Origin of the sequence: Imtechella halotolerans (assembly GCF_028743515.2) — a bacterium.
GTDB lineage: Bacteria > Bacteroidota > Bacteroidia > Flavobacteriales > Flavobacteriaceae > Imtechella > Imtechella halotolerans.
In genome coordinates, this window is the sequence record NZ_CP117969.2 from 1084462 (window position 1) to 1102093 (window position 17632).

20 protein-coding genes are annotated in these 17632 nt (G+C 34.4%); 15 read left to right on the top strand and 5 right to left on the bottom strand.

The genetic code is table 11. The annotated features are described in order from the left end of the window. Positions 1-36: 36 nt before the first annotated feature. From porX to PT603_RS04935, 6 genes are all read left to right on the top strand, one after another. Positions 37-1584 (top strand): T9SS response regulator signal transducer PorX, encoded by a 1548-nt coding sequence (gene porX, locus PT603_RS04910; RefSeq protein WP_008240987.1) that lies wholly within the window; start codon positions 37-39, stop codon positions 1582-1584. A 2-nt stretch (positions 1585-1586) separates the two neighbouring features. Continuing rightward, on the top strand, positions 1587-2012 hold the full coding sequence (tsaE, locus tag PT603_RS04915) for a tRNA (adenosine(37)-N6)-threonylcarbamoyltransferase complex ATPase subunit type 1 TsaE (RefSeq protein WP_008240990.1): 426 nt from the start codon (positions 1587-1589) through the stop codon (positions 2010-2012). A gap of 127 nt (positions 2013-2139) precedes the next feature. Then, complete coding sequence (locus PT603_RS04920) at positions 2140-2289, top strand: hypothetical protein (RefSeq protein WP_193365557.1); 150 nt, start codon at positions 2140-2142, stop codon at positions 2287-2289. Between the two features lie 123 nt (positions 2290-2412). Next, the gene (locus PT603_RS04925; RefSeq protein WP_008240993.1) at positions 2413-2985 is read left to right on the top strand and encodes a hypothetical protein; all 573 of its coding nucleotides are present in this window, start codon (positions 2413-2415) and stop codon (positions 2983-2985) included. A 10-nt stretch (positions 2986-2995) separates the two neighbouring features. Beyond that, positions 2996-4195 carry an alanine dehydrogenase gene (locus tag PT603_RS04930; protein WP_008241008.1) on the top strand — a complete coding sequence of 400 codons (1200 nt, stop codon included), beginning with the start codon at positions 2996-2998 and terminating at the stop codon, positions 4193-4195. A gap of 4 nt (positions 4196-4199) precedes the next feature. Continuing rightward, a complete protein-coding gene (locus tag PT603_RS04935; RefSeq protein ID WP_008241011.1) occupies positions 4200-4571 on the top strand; it encodes a DUF4258 domain-containing protein in 372 nt (123 codons plus the stop codon). Here the strand turns inward: PT603_RS04935 and PT603_RS04940 are convergent. Next, positions 4568-5743 (bottom strand): proline dehydrogenase family protein, encoded by a 1176-nt coding sequence (locus PT603_RS04940; RefSeq protein ID WP_008241013.1) that lies wholly within the window; start codon positions 5741-5743, stop codon positions 4568-4570. The two genes, PT603_RS04935 and PT603_RS04940, sit on opposite strands and share 4 nt — an antisense overlap. Positions 5744-5835: 92 nt before the next feature. Here PT603_RS04940 and aroB point away from each other — a divergent pair, with 92 nt between their 5' ends. The 6 genes from aroB to PT603_RS04970 all read left to right on the top strand — a co-directional run bounded on the left by aroB (position 5836) and on the right by PT603_RS04970 (position 10805). Beyond that, positions 5836-6903 (top strand): 3-dehydroquinate synthase, encoded by a 1068-nt coding sequence (gene aroB / locus PT603_RS04945; RefSeq protein WP_040488971.1) that lies wholly within the window; start codon positions 5836-5838, stop codon positions 6901-6903. Positions 6904-6974: 71 nt separating this feature from the next. Continuing rightward, on the top strand, positions 6975-7142 hold the full coding sequence (locus PT603_RS04950) for a hypothetical protein (RefSeq protein WP_162097733.1): 168 nt from the start codon (positions 6975-6977) through the stop codon (positions 7140-7142). Between the two features lie 64 nt (positions 7143-7206). Then, the gene (locus PT603_RS04955) at positions 7207-8604 is read left to right on the top strand and encodes an arginine decarboxylase (protein WP_008241016.1); all 1398 of its coding nucleotides are present in this window, start codon (positions 7207-7209) and stop codon (positions 8602-8604) included. Further along, positions 8597-9478 carry an agmatinase gene (gene speB / locus PT603_RS04960; RefSeq protein WP_008241018.1) on the top strand — a complete coding sequence of 294 codons (882 nt, stop codon included), beginning with the start codon at positions 8597-8599 and terminating at the stop codon, positions 9476-9478. Before PT603_RS04955 ends, speB begins: the two co-directional genes overlap by 8 nt. Next, complete coding sequence (locus tag PT603_RS04965) at positions 9471-10442, top strand: deoxyhypusine synthase family protein (protein WP_008241021.1); 972 nt, start codon at positions 9471-9473, stop codon at positions 10440-10442. The genes speB and PT603_RS04965 overlap by 8 nt, the downstream gene beginning before the upstream one ends. A 69-nt stretch (positions 10443-10511) precedes the next feature. Beyond that, on the top strand, positions 10512-10805 hold the full coding sequence (locus PT603_RS04970) for a hypothetical protein (RefSeq protein ID WP_008241022.1): 294 nt from the start codon (positions 10512-10514) through the stop codon (positions 10803-10805). 33 nt (positions 10806-10838) lie between these two features. Here PT603_RS04970 and PT603_RS04975 read toward each other — a convergent pair whose 3' ends face one another. From PT603_RS04975 to PT603_RS04990, 4 genes are all read right to left on the bottom strand, one after another. Then, positions 10839-11354 carry a DinB family protein gene (locus tag PT603_RS04975; protein ID WP_008241023.1) on the bottom strand — a complete coding sequence of 172 codons (516 nt, stop codon included), beginning with the start codon at positions 11352-11354 and terminating at the stop codon, positions 10839-10841. Between the two features lie 5 nt (positions 11355-11359). Then, the gene (locus PT603_RS04980; protein ID WP_008241024.1) at positions 11360-13936 is read right to left on the bottom strand and encodes a phosphoenolpyruvate carboxylase; all 2577 of its coding nucleotides are present in this window, start codon (positions 13934-13936) and stop codon (positions 11360-11362) included. Positions 13937-14026: 90 nt separating this feature from the next. Then, on the bottom strand, positions 14027-14506 hold the full coding sequence (locus PT603_RS04985) for an Lrp/AsnC family transcriptional regulator (protein WP_008241025.1): 480 nt from the start codon (positions 14504-14506) through the stop codon (positions 14027-14029). Between the two features lie 73 nt (positions 14507-14579). Further along, positions 14580-15689: a M14 family metallopeptidase gene (locus PT603_RS04990; RefSeq protein ID WP_008241026.1), complete on the bottom strand. Its 1110-nt coding sequence runs from the start codon at positions 15687-15689 to the stop codon at positions 14580-14582. Between the two features lie 313 nt (positions 15690-16002). On the opposite strand from PT603_RS04990, the gene PT603_RS04995 reads away from it, so the two are divergent. The 3 genes from PT603_RS04995 to PT603_RS05005 are packed head-to-tail and all read left to right on the top strand — an operon-like array spanning position 16003 to position 17607. Continuing rightward, positions 16003-16398 (top strand): helix-turn-helix domain-containing protein, encoded by a 396-nt coding sequence (locus tag PT603_RS04995; protein ID WP_008241027.1) that lies wholly within the window; start codon positions 16003-16005, stop codon positions 16396-16398. A gap of 29 nt (positions 16399-16427) precedes the next feature. Then, positions 16428-16808, top strand: a complete 381-nt coding sequence (locus tag PT603_RS05000; protein WP_008241028.1) for a hypothetical protein — start codon at positions 16428-16430, stop codon at positions 16806-16808. 4 nt (positions 16809-16812) lie between these two features. Next, complete coding sequence (locus PT603_RS05005) at positions 16813-17607, top strand: TerC family protein (RefSeq protein WP_008241030.1); 795 nt, start codon at positions 16813-16815, stop codon at positions 17605-17607. Positions 17608-17632 lie beyond the last annotated feature (25 nt).

Genomic DNA, 17632 nt, shown 5'->3' on the forward strand with positions numbered 1-17632 from the left:
AAGCTGAATTTTAGTTTAGGATACAAATATACATATATGAGCAATATGAAGATACTTTGGGTAGACGATGAAATCGATTTACTAAAACCACATATTCTTTTTCTAGAACAAAAATCATACAGTGTAGACACTTGCAGTAATGGGGCTGACGCATTAGACAAAGTAACACAGAATCAATACGATATTGTTTTTTTAGATGAAAATATGCCAGGATTAAGCGGGCTAGAGACACTTACAGAGATTAAAGTAAAAAATCCGAATCTACCCATTGTAATGATTACTAAAAGTGAAGAGGAATATATAATGGAAGAAGCAATCGGCTCTAAAATAGCCGATTATCTGATAAAACCTGTAAATCCAAACCAAATTCTTCTTAGCCTGAAAAAAAATCTGGATCATTCGCGTTTAATTACAGAAAAAACAACCTCCAATTACCAACAAGAGTTTCGTAAAATTGCCATGGAAATGGCCATGGTCAGCAACTATGAAGAATGGGTTGCTCTTTATGACAAGCTTACTTACTGGGAAATTGAATTGGAATCCATTGAAGATCCAGCAATGGTAGAAATATTAGAATCCCAGAAAACAGAAGCCAATCAACAGTTTTTTAAATTTATTGAGAAGAACTACGAAACCTGGTTTCATGGTGATGAACACCCTGTACTTTCCCACCAACTCTTTAAGGAATATGTCGTTCCTGAACTAAGCAAAGATAGACCTACCTTATTAATTGTAATCGACAATCTTCGATATGACCAATGGAGGTCACTAGAGAGCATTGTCAATCAATATTACAAAAAGGTAGCGGAAAGACCCTACTTTAGCATTTTACCTACAGCCACCCAATACGCCCGTAATGCAATTTTCTCTGGAATGATGCCTTCTGAAATGGAAAAAAAACATCCGGATTTATGGAAAAACGATACAGATGAAGGAGGTAAAAATCTCCACGAAGAGGAATTTTTAAAAGCTCAAATTCAACGACTTCGTCTTAATATCAGTCATGAATATCACAAAATAACATCCTTAAAATCTGGTAAAAAGGTTCTTGAAAACATCAAATCCCTCAAAGAAAATGACCTAACCGTGCTGGTATACAATTTTGTTGATATGATTTCACATGCGCGCACAGAGATGGACGTTATCAAAGAATTAGCATCCAATGACAAGGCATATCGATCTTTAACACAAAGCTGGTTTAAAAATTCTCCCTTACTAGAGATTATTCAACAAGCGCAACTTTTAGGATTTAAATTACTGATTACCACTGATCACGGAACCATTAATGTCAAAAATCCAACCAAGGTTATAGGTGACAAAGAAACAAGTATCAATCTTCGCTATAAAACAGGGCGTAGTCTTTCCTATGAACAAAAGGATGTATTAGCATTTAAAACTCCAAAAGATGTATATTTGCCCTCTATAACTATGACTAGTTCATTTATTTTTGCCAAAGGCGATTTATTTTTTGCATACCCTAACAATTATAACCATTACGTCAATTACTATAGAAACACCTACCAACATGGCGGTATTTCATTAGAAGAAATGATTATACCTTTTATTGTATTGGAACCCAAATAGACATGAAGATTACTTTTACCCTAGATACAATTGATAAGGCGGCGGAGGAAATACTTTCTCAATGCCAATACAAAACCTTATTATTTTATGGAGAGATGGGTGCTGGTAAAACAACACTTATCAAATCATTAACAAAAGCGTTAGGGATTACTCAAACGACCGGTAGTCCAACTTTTGGAATTGTTAATATCTATGAAGGTAATGGGGAGACGATTCACCATTTTGATATGTACCGACTCAAAAAAGAAGAAGAAGCTTTCGATATAGGATTTGAGGAATACCTTACATCTCCTTATTGGAATTTTATAGAATGGCCGGAGAAAGTTTCTTCATTACTACCCACTAATACTACTAAAATAAATTTAAAAATACTTGACCACACTACCAGGTTATGTACTATAGACAATGGTAGTAACGAATTAAAGTAACGAAGGATTGAAGTTAATATTCAGTTAGTTACAAGCAAAAACTAACAAATATACGGCGAAAGTTTTTAATTTTTGTATTTATTTTTTGACTAGGTTTGTCATGTCTAATCTTATTAAAACTTTTAACATGAAAGCTTCAAAATTTTTCTTCGCATTAATAGCATTGTCTATCCTTTTCGTATCATGCTCACCTAACAGCATTGCAGACGAAGATAACCTATATGACAACCAACAAGGTATTGACAAAAGAGATATTTTTGTTCCACGTTGGGGTTAATATAACTCAACCTTAAAAATATTAAAAATTCCCGGTATGGGAATTTTTTTTTGTCTTTAATTCATCCTTAAATGGTTAAACAAAATAACTTTCTTTGTATATTGCAGGGTATTTATATCATCTATGAAGAATATTTTTACCAAGCGACCCGCCAAAGAACTAACCAAAAAAGATAAAGCTCGCAGTATTATTGTGGGTTCTATTGTAGCCTTTATCATAGCTATAACACCTTATTTATTTTATATGTATGAAAGTTTCCCTGATACTCAAAAATTTGAGACAATCTTCGGAACATTTCAAACGAATGCCATTCCTACGGTTAGAACTTATATGTGGCTAATTCTTAGTAAATTCGTCCCTCTTCTTCTTCTTATTTTATGGTTTTTAACTTGTAAACACTGGTGGTATCATGCAATACTTATCCCAGCTGCCATGTATTTATTTCAGTTAATTACCGCTATGAATCAAGATGCTCTGTTTGCAGACGAGTCTGAAATATATTGGATTATCCCTATTATGGCCATCATTATACCCATTGTGTACCTCATTAGGGTGAAACTTTTTGATAAGGTCATCTATGGTATCGATCTCAAACAAATTGAAAAAGAGATTGAAAGCTATAAAAACAAGGAAAAAGAGCGTGTGAACTTCTTTTCGAAAGAAGAAATGGAAGGTGGGGATTCTAAAAACTCTTAGGTTTTAACATATGAAACAGCCGCTTTCACCTTTCACAAAGCAGCAATTACTCCCTCAAGAAGAAATGCTGGAAATCTTTAAACAAAAGGGAGAACTTTTTATTGGCATTCCTCGTGAAAGTGCTTTACAAGAAAAAAGAGTATGTCTGACGCCTGACGCTGTAAGTGCACTGGTTGCTCACGGCCATAGAGTTCTTATTGAATCTAAGGCAGGAGTCGAGGCTAATTTTTTAGATAGTGAATACATCGATGCCGGCGGGGAGGTAACAAATGATACTAAGAAAGTTTTTTCTTGTCCGATTATTCTAAAAGTTGAACCTCCTACTCTGGAAGAACTTACTTATATAAATCCGCAAACAATTATTATATCTGCCTTGCAGATTAAAACCCAAAACAAGAAGTATTTTGAAGAATTAGCAAAGAAAAGAGTTACAGCTATTGCCTTTGAATATATAAGAGATGAAGATGGGAACTACCCTGCTGTACGATCGTTAAGCGAAATAGCGGGAACAGCTTCGATTCTTATTGCTTCTGAATTACTTTCCAATGTTAAAAACGGAAATGGCCTCATGTTTGGAAATGTTAGTGGGGTTCCTCCAGTTGAAGTGGTCATTCTAGGGGCTGGAACAGTAGGCGAATTTGCAGCACGTTCAGCAATAGGTCTGGGAGCAAGTGTGAAAATATTTGATAATTCAATAAGTAAATTAAGAGAAGTTCAAATTAATCTTGGTCGAACTTTATATACTTCCACCTTACAGCCCAAAAATCTCATTAAAGCACTGAAAAGGTGTGATGTAGTGGTTGGTGCCGTAAGAGGCAAAAATAGAGCACCTATTATCGTATCAGAAACCATGGTTGAAAATATGAAAAAAGGTGCAGTCATCATTGATGTGAGCATAGACATGGGAGGATGCTTTGAAACCAGCGAAATCACAACCCATGATAATCCTACGTTTACAAAGCATGGTGTCACACACTACTGTGTCCCTAATATCCCATCTAGATACTCCCGAACAGCTTCGGTTTCCATAAGTAATATATTTACACCTTACCTTCTAAAAATAGCGGATGACGGAGGAGTTGAAAACTCCTTACGTTTTGATAGAGGATTAAAAAATGGTTTGTATTTTTACCACGGAATTTTAACCAATAAAACGGTAGCAGAGTGGTTTGACCTGCCCTACCGAGACATTAATTTATTGATATTTTAATCAAATGAGTCTTATTAAAAGAATAGGCTTTTATCTAATTGGATTTTCCTTAGGTTTGGTCTTTTTAGCTTTCTTTTTTAAAGAAAAACGTACTGAATTTTGCTATTTACCTAATTGTAGGGTTCTAAAAGAAATACGTTCTAAGGAGCTTACCTTTACTCCAGAAATACAACTACTGATTGATAACAACACCATTACGCTTGAAGATTTCAAAATTCTTTTTTTGGAAGGAGATATTGATTTCTCAAGAAGTAACACCAATGCAAAACCTTGCAAAAATTACCTGGTAAACGGAAAAATAAAAGGCAACCCCGTAGAAGTTGCCTTAAAAAATTGTGCTAATAAAATTGTAGTTGAAAAAGTAAACACTCCTTAATCATCAGAAAGTTTTCTGCGTTGACGTTCTTCTCTCAATAGATTTAATTCTCTGCTGGTTTGACCCGCAACAGAAGTATTTTCTTCAGCTCTACGAATAAGATAAGGCATAACGTCTCTTACTGGTCCAAAAGGTAAGTATTTAGCAACATTATATCCATTCTCAGAAAGATTAAAACTAATGTGGTCACTCATCCCGTATAACTGTCCAAACCAGATACGTTTATCATCTTTCGATAATCCGTGAGCGTCCATTAGCTGCATCAACTTTAAAGAGCTATTTTCATTATGTGTTCCTGCAAATAAAGCCATGGTATTAAGATGCTCCACCATATATTGAACACCAGCATCGTAGTTCTCATCACTAGCCTGTTTTGAAGCACAAATTGGTGTAGGATATCCTTTTTCCAAAGCACGATCATTTTCCTTTTCCATGTAGGCCCCTCGAACTAATTTCATTCCTATATAGAAACCATGTTCTTTTGAACGTTCATGTAATCCTTTAAGATAATCTAAGCGATCCCAACGATACATTTGCAAGGTGTTAAAGACTATTGCCTTTTCCTTGTTATACTTTCGCATCATTTCTTCAACTAGATTATCCGCAGCATCCTGCATCCAACTTTCTTCGGCGTCGATTAGCAATGGGACATCAAGTTCAAATGCCTTTTTACAGGTCACTTCATATCGATTTACAACTCGATTCCATTCTTCTTGTTCCGAAGCAGAAAGCTCCTGCTTATTCCCAACCTTCTCATAGAGTTTAATTCTTCCATAACCTGAAGGTTTAAATACAGCAAATGGCAAAGCCTGGTGCGTACTAACAAACTCCATAATACTTAGAGTCTTATGAAAAGCGTCATCAAAATGAGCTTCATCTTCCTTCCCTTCTACAGAGTAATCCAATACTGAACTTACTCCTTTTTGGTACATTTTCTCTACAACAGGGATACAATCTTGTTCGGTTACACCACCACAAAAATGGTCAAAAACCGTAGCACGAATCAATCCTTCAACAGGAAGGTGTGCTTTAATAGCAAAATTAGTCACAGCAGTTCCGATACGCACTAATGGTTCATTAGCGATAAGACGGAATAAAAAATATGCTCTTTCAAGTTCAGAATCACTTTTAAGAGCAAATGCGTTTTGGGTGTTATTAAAAATCGTTTTCATTATATATAAATATGCTACACAAATATACACTTAGATTAGTCATTTTTGTGGCAAAAACTCATTATTTTTACCCAAAATTAAAAGACAATAAATTGAAATCAATAGCCGCTCAAAACTACTATGTTCACTTTAACGAAAATGCGTATTCCGCTATAAATAACTCACTGGAAACCAATAGGTATTCAAAGATTTTTATTTTAGTAGACGAACAAACTCATGAATATTGTCTGCCGACATTTATGAGTAACATCGTGGGAGAATATGATTTTGAAATCATAGAAATTGAGTCAGGAGAAATTTATAAAAATATAGAAACCGCGACCCAAGTTTGGCTTGCGCTTTCTGAGTTAAATGCAGACAGAAAAAGTCTTCTAATTAATTTAGGGGGAGGTGTAGTTACTGACTTAGGTGGTTTTATCGCTTCAACCTACCAAAGAGGAATTCATTTTATAAATGTACCAACTACCCTACTTTCCATGGTAGATGCCTCTATTGGTGGAAAAACAGGAATTGATTTAGGAGTTATAAAAAATCAAATTGGGGTTATAAATACTCCTGAAATGGTTCTTATCGACACATCCTTTTTACAAACTCTTCCTCGTGAACAAATGCGTAGTGGTCTAGCCGAAATGTTAAAACATGGTCTTATTCAAGATGAACAATATTGGAAAAAGATGACTCATTTAAATCAACTTAATGAAGAAATTCTTGATGAGCTTATTTACCATTCCGTGATTATTAAAAACAAAGTGGTTACGCAAGATCCTACTGAAAAGAATCTTCGAAAAACACTTAATTTTGGTCATACCCTAGGGCATGCTATTGAATCTTATTTTCTACAGAGTGACGAAAAGAAAATGTTACTACATGGCGAAGCTATAGCTATAGGAATGATCTTAGCTGCCTATCTTTCTTCTGAAGTTACCGGTTTTCCTGTTGAGCAACGAGATGAAATAAAAGAAGTCTTACATTCCTTTTATGATAGTGTATTTTTCGAACCTAATGATATAGAAGCCATCATTGCTCTTTTAAAATATGACAAGAAGAATACGCATGGGAACATTAATTTTGTTTTACTAGAGACCATTGGAAACCCTATAATTGATATTACAGTTTCTAATGAGTTGATTTATAGCGCATTTGAATATTACAATTCTTAACTAAAATCCAACAAACATTTTTTTGCACAATAATATTTTTTAAAGATTTTTGTAGGCGAAATTATAACATGATGAAACTAACTTTTGCGCACATTTTAGCAGCTCATAAACAGACTGCTTTTATCCATGCACAGGCTACATGCAAGGGTTACCTTACCTCATTGTCTTTACGCTCAATAGCCTTGCAAAAAGCGTACTTATATGGCAAAGAAAATAGTTTTCATGCACTACGTATTTGAATAATTTTTTTATAACTTACTGATCCTAAAAAAAATAATTCACATTGTATACGTATAAAGCATAATGAAAAACAAATATATAGACCTTATTGACCAAACTTATTATTTTCCTCAAGAAGAATTCACCCTTGATGACAACAAGTTACTTTTTCACAATATTGATTTAATGCAATTAGTTGAGGAGTATGGTGCTCCTTTAAAATTCACCTATCTTCCTCAAATATCAAATAACATAAATAAAGCGAAGAGTTGGTTTAAAAAAGCCATTGAAAAACACAATTACGGTGGTCAGTACAATTATTGCTATTGCACTAAAAGTTCACATTTTGAGCATGTACTTACCGAGGCATTGAAAAACAATATACATATTGAGACTTCCTCCGCAATTGATATTAATATCGTAAATAATCTTATTTCACAAAATAAAATCACCAAGGACAATTACATAATTTGTAACGGGTTCAAACGTGAGGCATATATTAAAAATATAGCTGACCTTATTAATGGAGGACATGAAAAATGTGTACCTATTATTGATAACTATGAGGAATTAAATCTTCTTGATGAAGCCATTGATCGTGATTTCAGTGTAGGGATCCGTATTGCATCGGAGGAAGAACCGAAATTCGAATTTTACACCAGTCGTTTAGGAATCGGATATCGTAATATTGTTCCTTTTTACAATCGTGAAATTAAGGACAATGAAAAAGTTACTCTTAAAATGCTTCACTTCTTCATCAATACCGGTATAAGAGATACCGCATATTATTGGAATGAACTATTGAAGTGTTTAAAAGTATATATTCAACTGCGTAAAATCTGTCCTACAGTTGACAGTCTTAATATCGGAGGTGGCTTTCCTATCAAAAATTCATTAGCATTTAATTATGATTATGAATACATGGTGGATGAAATCATTAATCAAATTAAAAATGCTTGTGACGAAGCAGAAGTTCCTGTACCACATATATTTACTGAATTTGGTAGTTTTACTGTAGGTGAAAGTGGTGGAGCTGTTTATGAGGTTTTATACCAAAAACAACAAAACGACCGTGAAAAATGGAATATGATAAATTCCTCTTTCATCACTACTTTGCCAGATACTTGGGCAATTAGTAAACGTTTTATATTATTGCCATTAAATAGATGGAATGATGAGTATGAACGTGTTCTTCTTGGAGGACTTACTTGTGATAGTGATGATTACTACAATAGTGAACAAAATATGAATGCCATATACTTGCCTAAATTTAACAAGAATAAACCTTTGTATATTGGCTTTTTCAATACAGGTGCCTATCAAGAAACCATTGGAGGATTTGGTGGTCTACAACACTGCCTTATCCCTACACCTAAACATATATTAATAGATAGGGACGAAAATGGTGAGATCACCACAAAATTATTTGCAGAACAACAAACAGCTGAACAATTACTTAAAATTTTAGGTTACAATGACTAAAAAAACGTATGCAGGAATACCCGAAAAATATTCGCGCCTTGATGACGCTAAAGTGGTATTAATTCCAGTTCCCTATGATGGAACCAGCACATGGCAGAAAGGTGCCGATAAGGGCCCTGAGGCGTTTCTAGATGCTTCAGAAAACATGGAATTGTTTGACATTGAAACACGTAGTGAACCGTATAAAAAAGGAGTCTACCTAGCTCCTGCTATCACTGAGAATTCTTCTCCAGAAAAAATGGTAGAAACAGTTCATAAAATTACCAAGAACTATATCAACCAAGATAAATTTGTAACCATTTTTGGTGGAGAACATTCTATATCAATTGGTACTATTAGAGCATTTAATGAATGTTTTGAAAATCTCACGGTATTACAAATTGACGCACATGCTGATTTACGTGCTGAGTTTCATGGTTCAAAGTGTAATCATGCATGTGCTGTATACGAAGCAAGTAAAACAACCAATCTAATTCAGGTAGGTATCCGCAGCATGGATATTGAGGAACTTGATAATATGGATGAAAATCAAGTTTATTTTGCACATGACATGGTAAATGATGATGATTGGATGAATGATGCTATTGGTCAAATGACTCCAAACGTATTTATAACTATAGATTTAGATGCTTTTGATCCTTCCATTCTGCCTTCGACCGGTACTCCTGAGCCAGGTGGACTGCTGTGGTATGAAACACTTACTTTCTTGAAAAAAGTATTCAAGAAGAAAAATGTAGTAGGATTCGACATTGTAGAGTTATGCCCTAATCCTGAGGAGCGCTCTTCAGATTTTGCTGCAGCCAAATTGTACTACAAAATGTTGGCCTACAAATTCAAATACAATAACAAAAAAAATGATGAAGACGATGAGTAAAGGACCTATTTCCAATTTCATAGAAAAATATTATTTACATTTTAATGCGGCCGCTTTAGTAGATGCCGCCAAAGGATATGAAGCCCAATTAGCGCAAGGTTCCAAAATGATGGTTACTCTTGCCGGAGCTATGAGTACTGCCGAACTAGGTAAAATATTTGCTGAGATGATTCGTCAAGATAAGGTTCAAATAATCTCTTGTACAGGTGCAAACTTGGAAGAAGATATTATGAATCTTGTTGCCCACTCTCATTATGAGCGCGTACCTAATTATAGAGACCTTACTCCTCAGCAAGAATGGGACTTATTAGAACGAGGATTAAACCGCGTAACCGATACCTGTATTCCTGAACATGAAGCTTTCAGAAGATTGCAAAAACACATTCACAAAATCTGGAAAGAGGCGGATGATAAAGGAGAACGCTATTTCCCACATGAATTCATGTATAAAATGTTGCTATCTGGTGTCCTAGAAGAATACTATGAAATTGATCTAAAGGATTCTTGGATGTATGCAGCTGCAGAAAAAAACCTGCCTATTATTGTACCAGGATGGGAAGATAGTACTATGGGTAACATTTTTGCCTCATATGTAGTTAAGGGAGAATTGAAAGCTTCTACCATGAAAAGTGGTATTGAATACATGACTTTCCTAGCGAATTGGTATACTAAAAACTCAAATAATGGTGTTGGCTTCTTCCAAATTGGAGGTGGAATCGCAGGTGATTTCCCAATTTGTGTGGTTCCTATGTTATACCAAGACCTAGAAATGCATGATGTTCCTTTCTGGAGCTATTTCTGTCAAATTTCAGATAGTACCACCAGTTACGGATCATATTCTGGAGCTGTTCCGAATGAAAAAATAACTTGGGGTAAACTCGATATTAACACACCAAAATTTATTATCGAGAGTGATGCAACTATTGTAGCACCTCTAGTTTTCGCCTATATTTTAGATATGTAAAATTTTTAAAAATATTTTTTGAGAATAATATTTTTGATTTACATTTAAGACGAATTTAACAATCCCCGTATGAAGCGCGTAATAGTTGATTACAAGAAACTTACCAACGAAATTTTATCCCTATTAGTGGAAAAATACCCTGATGGATATGGAGACGATGACATTATCCGATTTAAAAACGCCAACAACGAAACTGTAGAAGCATTGGAGGTGCGTACTGATGATGCCATTTACCTTGTAAAAGTTAGTACGCGTTTGGCTAACACAATGGAAAACTATGATGAAGATGAAGATTTTGACGGAAACGACGATATCTCTTCTGACTCCCTAGAAATCCCGGATGAATCCGATGATGAGGAATAAAAAAAATCCCGCAATGTTGCGGGATTCTTTTTTTTATAGATATCGTTCTTTAATAATCCGAATATGATGCTTCACATGGCCACTTATTATAAATCCAATTGCTCTTACAGAAATCACCGAATTATTTGCATTCCCATTTCTCAGTAATACTTGGTCATTAAAACTTTTAAAGAGCAATCGCGTACTTGCACGAACTACTTTAAACTCATCCATTAAACTTTCAACACTGCGTTCATTAGAAAAACTCTCAGGTACAAATAAATTTTCATCAAAGCCTGCTAAATTTGTTTTATCATTACGACCAATTCGTAAAGCTCTGTATTGAAAAATACGTTCGGTGTCCACCACATGAAGTAAAACCTCCGCTACGGTCCATTTTCCAATTCCATAGGAATAATGCAACTTCTCTTCAGGAATCGAATTTATCAAGTTCAAAAATTCTTTCTCTGTTTCATTAAAGGCTTGAAACAAATCTACATTACCTAAGGCTTTAATATAAGGATCATAATAGGCATTATATTCTTCAGTGGTCAAAAGTGTTGCTTTCATAATATTTATGCTGAATTTCTACTTGCGTTTATATTTCCAAACAATGAACGGGTTACCATCTTTTCATACACCTCCATTGTAGATGCATCCATAATCTTATCACGTTGAATTTGCTGAATACGTCTTAAAGCGTATTGTTGTATCGTTAATAATGGTAAAACAATTTGTTCTCTTATTTGTATAGAAGCTCTACCACTTTGTGTATTTTCCATCAGTTCACTGTATCCTGTAAGCTCTAATAATAGTTTTTTCGTAAGCTCATACTCATCATTAATAAGCGACCAAAAAGCACCAAACTCTTCATCATCCTTCATATACGCGGTCAATTTAAAAAATGATTTAGTTAGACTCATCATACTATTTTCTAGTAAAGTTTTGAAAAATAAAGAACTATTATATAATGCTTTAACTTTATCAAATTCACCTTTTACTTTAAATTCGTTAAGTGCTGTACCCACCCCAAAAAAGCCTGGAACATTCTGTTTTAATTGACTCCAACTACCCACAAACGGAATGGCTCTTAAATCTGAAAAAACTAAACCATCCGCCTTCCCTCTTTTGGAAGGTCTACTTCCTATGTTTGTTTTCGCATAGTACTTTAAGGTACTCATGCGTTCCAAATACGGAATAAACATCGGATGATTCTTAAATTGGGTATAGGCAGAATAACTTACTTCAGCCAATTCCTGCAACACTATCTTTTCATCTGCAGCTAAAACAGCCTTTTTATCATTGAAAACCTGATTAGAAATACCTGCACTTAGAAGTTGTTCCAAATTATATTGACTTGAATCAAGTGTGCCAAAATTTGAGCTTATAGTCTGACCTTGAACCGTTAACTGAATTTCTTCGTTTTCTATCTGAGAACCTAAAGAAGCATAAAACTGATGTGTTTTACCGCCACCACGTGCCGGAGGGCCTCCTCTACCATCAAAAAACACCACCTTAACGCCATACTTTCGAGACATTTCAGTAAGCTCTTCTTTAGCCTTATAAATACTCCAATTTGCCATTAAATAACCTCCATCTTTAGTACCATCTGAAAACCCTAACATAATCACTTGCATTTCGTTACGATTGGAAAGATGTGCTCTATAGCTAGTGTGTGTGTACAATTGCTCCATTACAGCTGGTGCCCCTTTCAAATCGTCAATGGTTTCAAATAATGGAATTACATCTACAGAGGGTTTTTCCCAGTCACAAAGGTGTATCATAGCTAGTGTCTCAAGAACGTTAAGAGCACTTCCATTATTACTTATTATATATCGATTAGCCCCTTTTTCTCCATTGCGTTGTTGAATTGACTTCATGGCATATATGGATTCAAGCGTACCACGTACCATTGGGTTTTCGAACAATGATGGATTAATCTCGCCTTTTACCTTAGTCAGCGCTTTAATTTGCTCCACTTCCGTTAGGTTTGAATATTCAACAGGTAGGTATTCTCCTTTTGTTACAGCTGCAATTTCGGTAATTACACTATGATGAACTCTGGAATCCTGACGTATATCGAGTGTAGCAAAATGAAACCCGAAAATGGCCACTTTATCTATCAAATCATCCAATTCCTCTACAAACAATGACTGATGTTCTAATACTAACAACTCTCTTAATTCCTGTAATGTAGCCTTAAATTCTTCCAAAGTATAGGAATCGGAAGCACCGGAAACAAAACTACTCTCATATAACTTTCGCTCCATTTCAGCTATAAGGACATCTGCTTTTACGAATGTTATACGACGTTTTAATTTACGTATATCCCTGTAGTAATTCTTTAAAATGGTACTTTTAAGCCTTGCAGCAACATCAAGAGTTATTTCAGCCGTCACAAATGGGTTCCCATCACGATCACCCCCTGGCCAAAATCCTAAATTAATAATTTCATTAGGCAACATTTCTCCTTTTAACATATTATGTCGAATATACCCATATATTTTACCCACCGAATGGTAAAACACATTTTCTAAATACCAGATAAGACTTACTGCCTCATCAAAAGGAGTTGGCTTTTCCTTTTTAAAGAAAGGTGTTTTCCCTAATTGAGCTAACAATTTCTTGATAACGGGTAAATCATTTTTCTGAACTGCTGTTGCCAAATCAGTTATAATACCCAAAACAGCTCCAGGATAAAACTGTGTTGGGTGAGCCGTTAGCACTGGGCGAATTTTAAACGTTTCCAAACAAGCCTTTAACTCCTTCTCTTTCCCCTTTGCTTCTGCCTTTTCTTTAATATTTCGCATAGTTCCTAATCCGTCCATATTATTGACTACAGGAAATGCTGCATCTTCAATAGCATCAAACAAAACCACTTGTCTCTCGATATATTGTATGAATCGAAACAATAGATCATTCTTCTCCTTTTCGCTGGGATTATCAAGATATTTTGCGAAAAAAGTCTCAATAATTTGAGTTGGGTTTTGATTATCATCATACCCTCTAATACAAACGTCAGAAAATAGTGGAAGAAGCGCACCTGTATTGGTGATTTTGTCATAAGGTAACGTCATGAAAAGGCTGTTATATATTTGGTATTTAGACAGCACTTCATCATTGAAACGTTCAATCTTAGGTTTTCGTAACATCATAGCTTTTAATTGAAATGTGAAGATACAAAAAGCCCTCTTAACACTAAATGGATAAGAGGGCTATGCTTACGGATTGTAACATAATGATTACATATCTTTAAAAATCGTATGCATCAATCGCTTTTTGTCATTAATGCTTTCTTCTAGGGAAATCATAGTTTCGGTACGAGATACACCATCAATGTCGTCAATACGGAAAATAATTTCTTTAGCGTGCTTTGTGTCCTTGGCTCTTATTTTACAAAAAATATTAAACTTTCCAGTAGTAATATGAGCTACCGTAATGTATGGAATATCATTAAGTCTCTCTAAAACAAATTTCGTCTGATGGGTCTTTTCAAGAAAAATACCAACATAGGCTATAAATGAATAACCTAATTTCACATAATCTAAGGTAAGCGATGAACCCTTTATAATACCAGCTTCCTCCATTTTCTTAACACGAACATGTACTGTACCAGCAGAAATTAATAACTTCTTGGCAATATCAGTAAATGGAGTACGCGTATTATCAATCAGCATGTCCAAAATTTGATGATCTACTTCATCTAATTTAAATTTTCCCATTTTCAAATTTTATTAATCGTAAAGAATATGCAAAAAAAGCGATTTTTATTGAAATAAATCACTTAAAAATCAACTAAATTTTAAGGTATCTTTGATTTTGTTGTATTTTTGTTAAAATTTCCCAAAGTAAATCTTGTCCGAAAACGTTTTCGGAAACTTCCTTCACACCTACAGACGATAAAGAAGTTTCTTTATGCCCGTAAAACCCCTGCAAATTTCCAATTTTTTCAAGTGTTGGCATAAAAACAATGCTATTATTTTGTAAAATTTCTTTAAATAATATTCCTACATTACTTTGCATTCCGGTAACATCATCATAAAGAAGTATATCTACAAAATTTTTACCGTTTTCTGGAATTTCAAAATATGAATCAACCCCTACTCCGTTTACATCGTTGAACGCGATATATGTTATAGCTGTAACTAAAGCCTCATATATATACACTCTAGTTGTATCTCTTTCATAATCAAGATTATAGTGGCCCGCTTCAAATAGAATTGTTGGTGTGTTTAGAGATGTAAACATATCCCCAACACAGTTAATATTAAAACCATCATCATACCTACCTACTTGATTAGGTATAAGTTCTTGTAATTGCTCATTCATTTTAACGATGACCTCCATAGCCTTTGCTCGAGAAGGAGTGATAGATCTAGATTCTTCCGCAGCTGGTGCTAAAAAGGAGACCGTGGCAGGATACGAGGTCTCACCCACAGAAAAAATAGTACGTTGATCATGAAGATTAAAGCAGAAATCGGGTTTAATTTGATCATAAATAGCCCTTAATATCTTACTTTCTGGTTGGGTTAAGTCTAAAGCATCCCTATTTAAATCAACTTGGTTGGCATTTATACGTGTATATGCCTTAGATCCGTCCGGATTTAACATAGGGATAATATACAAGGTACAACGATCCAGTAAATCACCTGAAAAAGAAACATCCAATCGACACCTATTCATGAAATCAATAAGCGCTTTAGTAGTGGTACTCTCATTACCGTGCATTTGAGACCAAAGTAGTAGCTTTTTAGGCCCTGTTCCAAGTTTATACATATAAATAGGAACTTTATTCACAGATTCACCCAATAGCTCAGGTATAAAACCATATTCATAAAGTATAGGAGTAATATGTTCAAAAGTAATATACCGGCCAAAGAGTCTCTCTTCTTTAAACTGAATCATGATAATAATAAATTAGGATTACAAAAGTAAACATAGTCCGATTTACAAAAGTAAACAATAAAAATTGAAAAATCAGTTAACAGTTGTATACGTTATACCGTTTGATTATACACAGGTAAACTACCGATTTTAAAGGGTATAGACAATTACTATAGGTATTACTTATTTGTCTATATATCAGTAATTTAATACTTTAAATATGAAGTAAATGTTTAAATAAATTGATACTTATTCAGATGGTAATTTACTTTGTTTTAGCTATTGTTACAATTGTGAACTACATATGTAACCATATTTTGATTACATTTGTAACATGATTCAATTTGCCCAAAGACTCCAACAACTACTAGATTATTATGGTATCACGGCCTCCGCATTAGCAGATACCATCAATGTTCAACGCTCTAGCATTTCTCATCTCTTATCTGAAAGGAATAAACCAAGTCTTGATTTTATAATGAAGATTTTGGAGGTATATCCAGAAGTTAGTTGGGAATGGCTACTACATGGTAAAGGTGAATTTCCAAAAAACGTATTAAATAAAGACAGTGAGTCCTACCCTCCTAAAACTTCGATAAAAGTACCAGAGCCCGATTTATTTTCAAATACGGAAGTTATGAGCAAGTTGGACGAACCTCATAAAAAGAAAAAAATCACTAAAATCATTATGTGTTACGATGACCAAACTTTTGAGGTATACGAGCAGTAATTTTTTGTAATTTGCACTAAAATTACTTTATGAAAAATAGCGTACCTTTTGTCTTACTTCTTTTACTTATTACTACAGCATGTTTTCAACCGGAACGGAATTGTACCGATTTTAAAACAGGTACCTTTGAATTCGAAGCTGAAGTTAACGGTGTAAAAGAAAAAACTACTTTTTTTAGAAATGATAGTATCGAAATTGACTATTATCAAGGTGTGGCCGATACTTCAAGTATTCGTTGGTTAAGTGATTGCGAATACATTCTTACTAAATTACATCCAAAAAATAACCAAGAGCGTAAACCTATTCATATGAAAATTTTAACTACCAAAGGAGATACCTATGTTTTTGAATTTTCTATGGTGGGTGATGCTGAAAACAAGCATAAAGGAACTGTCAAAAAACTAGAATAATTTTATGGAGCTTTTCTTAAATCCCGACGCTTGGATTGCTTTATTAACACTTACCTTTCTAGAGATTGTATTAGGTATTGATAATATCGTATTTATTTCCATCGCAGCTAACAAACTACCTGAACATCAGCGAGCAAAAGCGACAAACATTGGATTAGTATTAGCAATGGTACAACGTATTGCATTACTTTTCGCAGTATCATTTTTGGTTTCCCTTAAGGAACCATTTATGCACATTGATTGGGGTTGGTTTAAATCAGGAATTAGCGGGCAAACCATTATCCTCTTTTTAGGTGGACTTTTTCTGTTATATAAAAGTACCTCGGAAATTCATGAAAAGGTAGAAATGCCTGAGCATAGTGAAGAATCTCTGCGAAGTAAGAAAATTTCAACACTTTCCTCTGCCATAGTTCAAATTATATTAATAGACTTTATATTCTCTATCGATTCTATTTTGACTGCTATAGGTATGACCAATGGAATAACTCCTAATCATAATGATGCTCTAATACTTATGATCATTGCCGTAGTGATCTCCATAATTGTAATGATGATTTTTGCAAATCCGATTCGTAAATTTATTCACGAAAATCCATCCATGCAAATCCTTGGGCTGGCTTTCCTTATACTCATTGGATTTATGCTTATTACCGAAGCCGCTCACTTATCCCATACAAGTGTATTTGGCAATGTAGTAGGTGCTATTCCAAAAGGATACCTCTATTTTGCTATAGCTTTCTCATTATTTATTGAATTCTTAAATATGAGAATGAAGAAAAAAGCTTCTTTGAAAAAATAAATCTAAAAAAAGCGCCTTCTGGGCG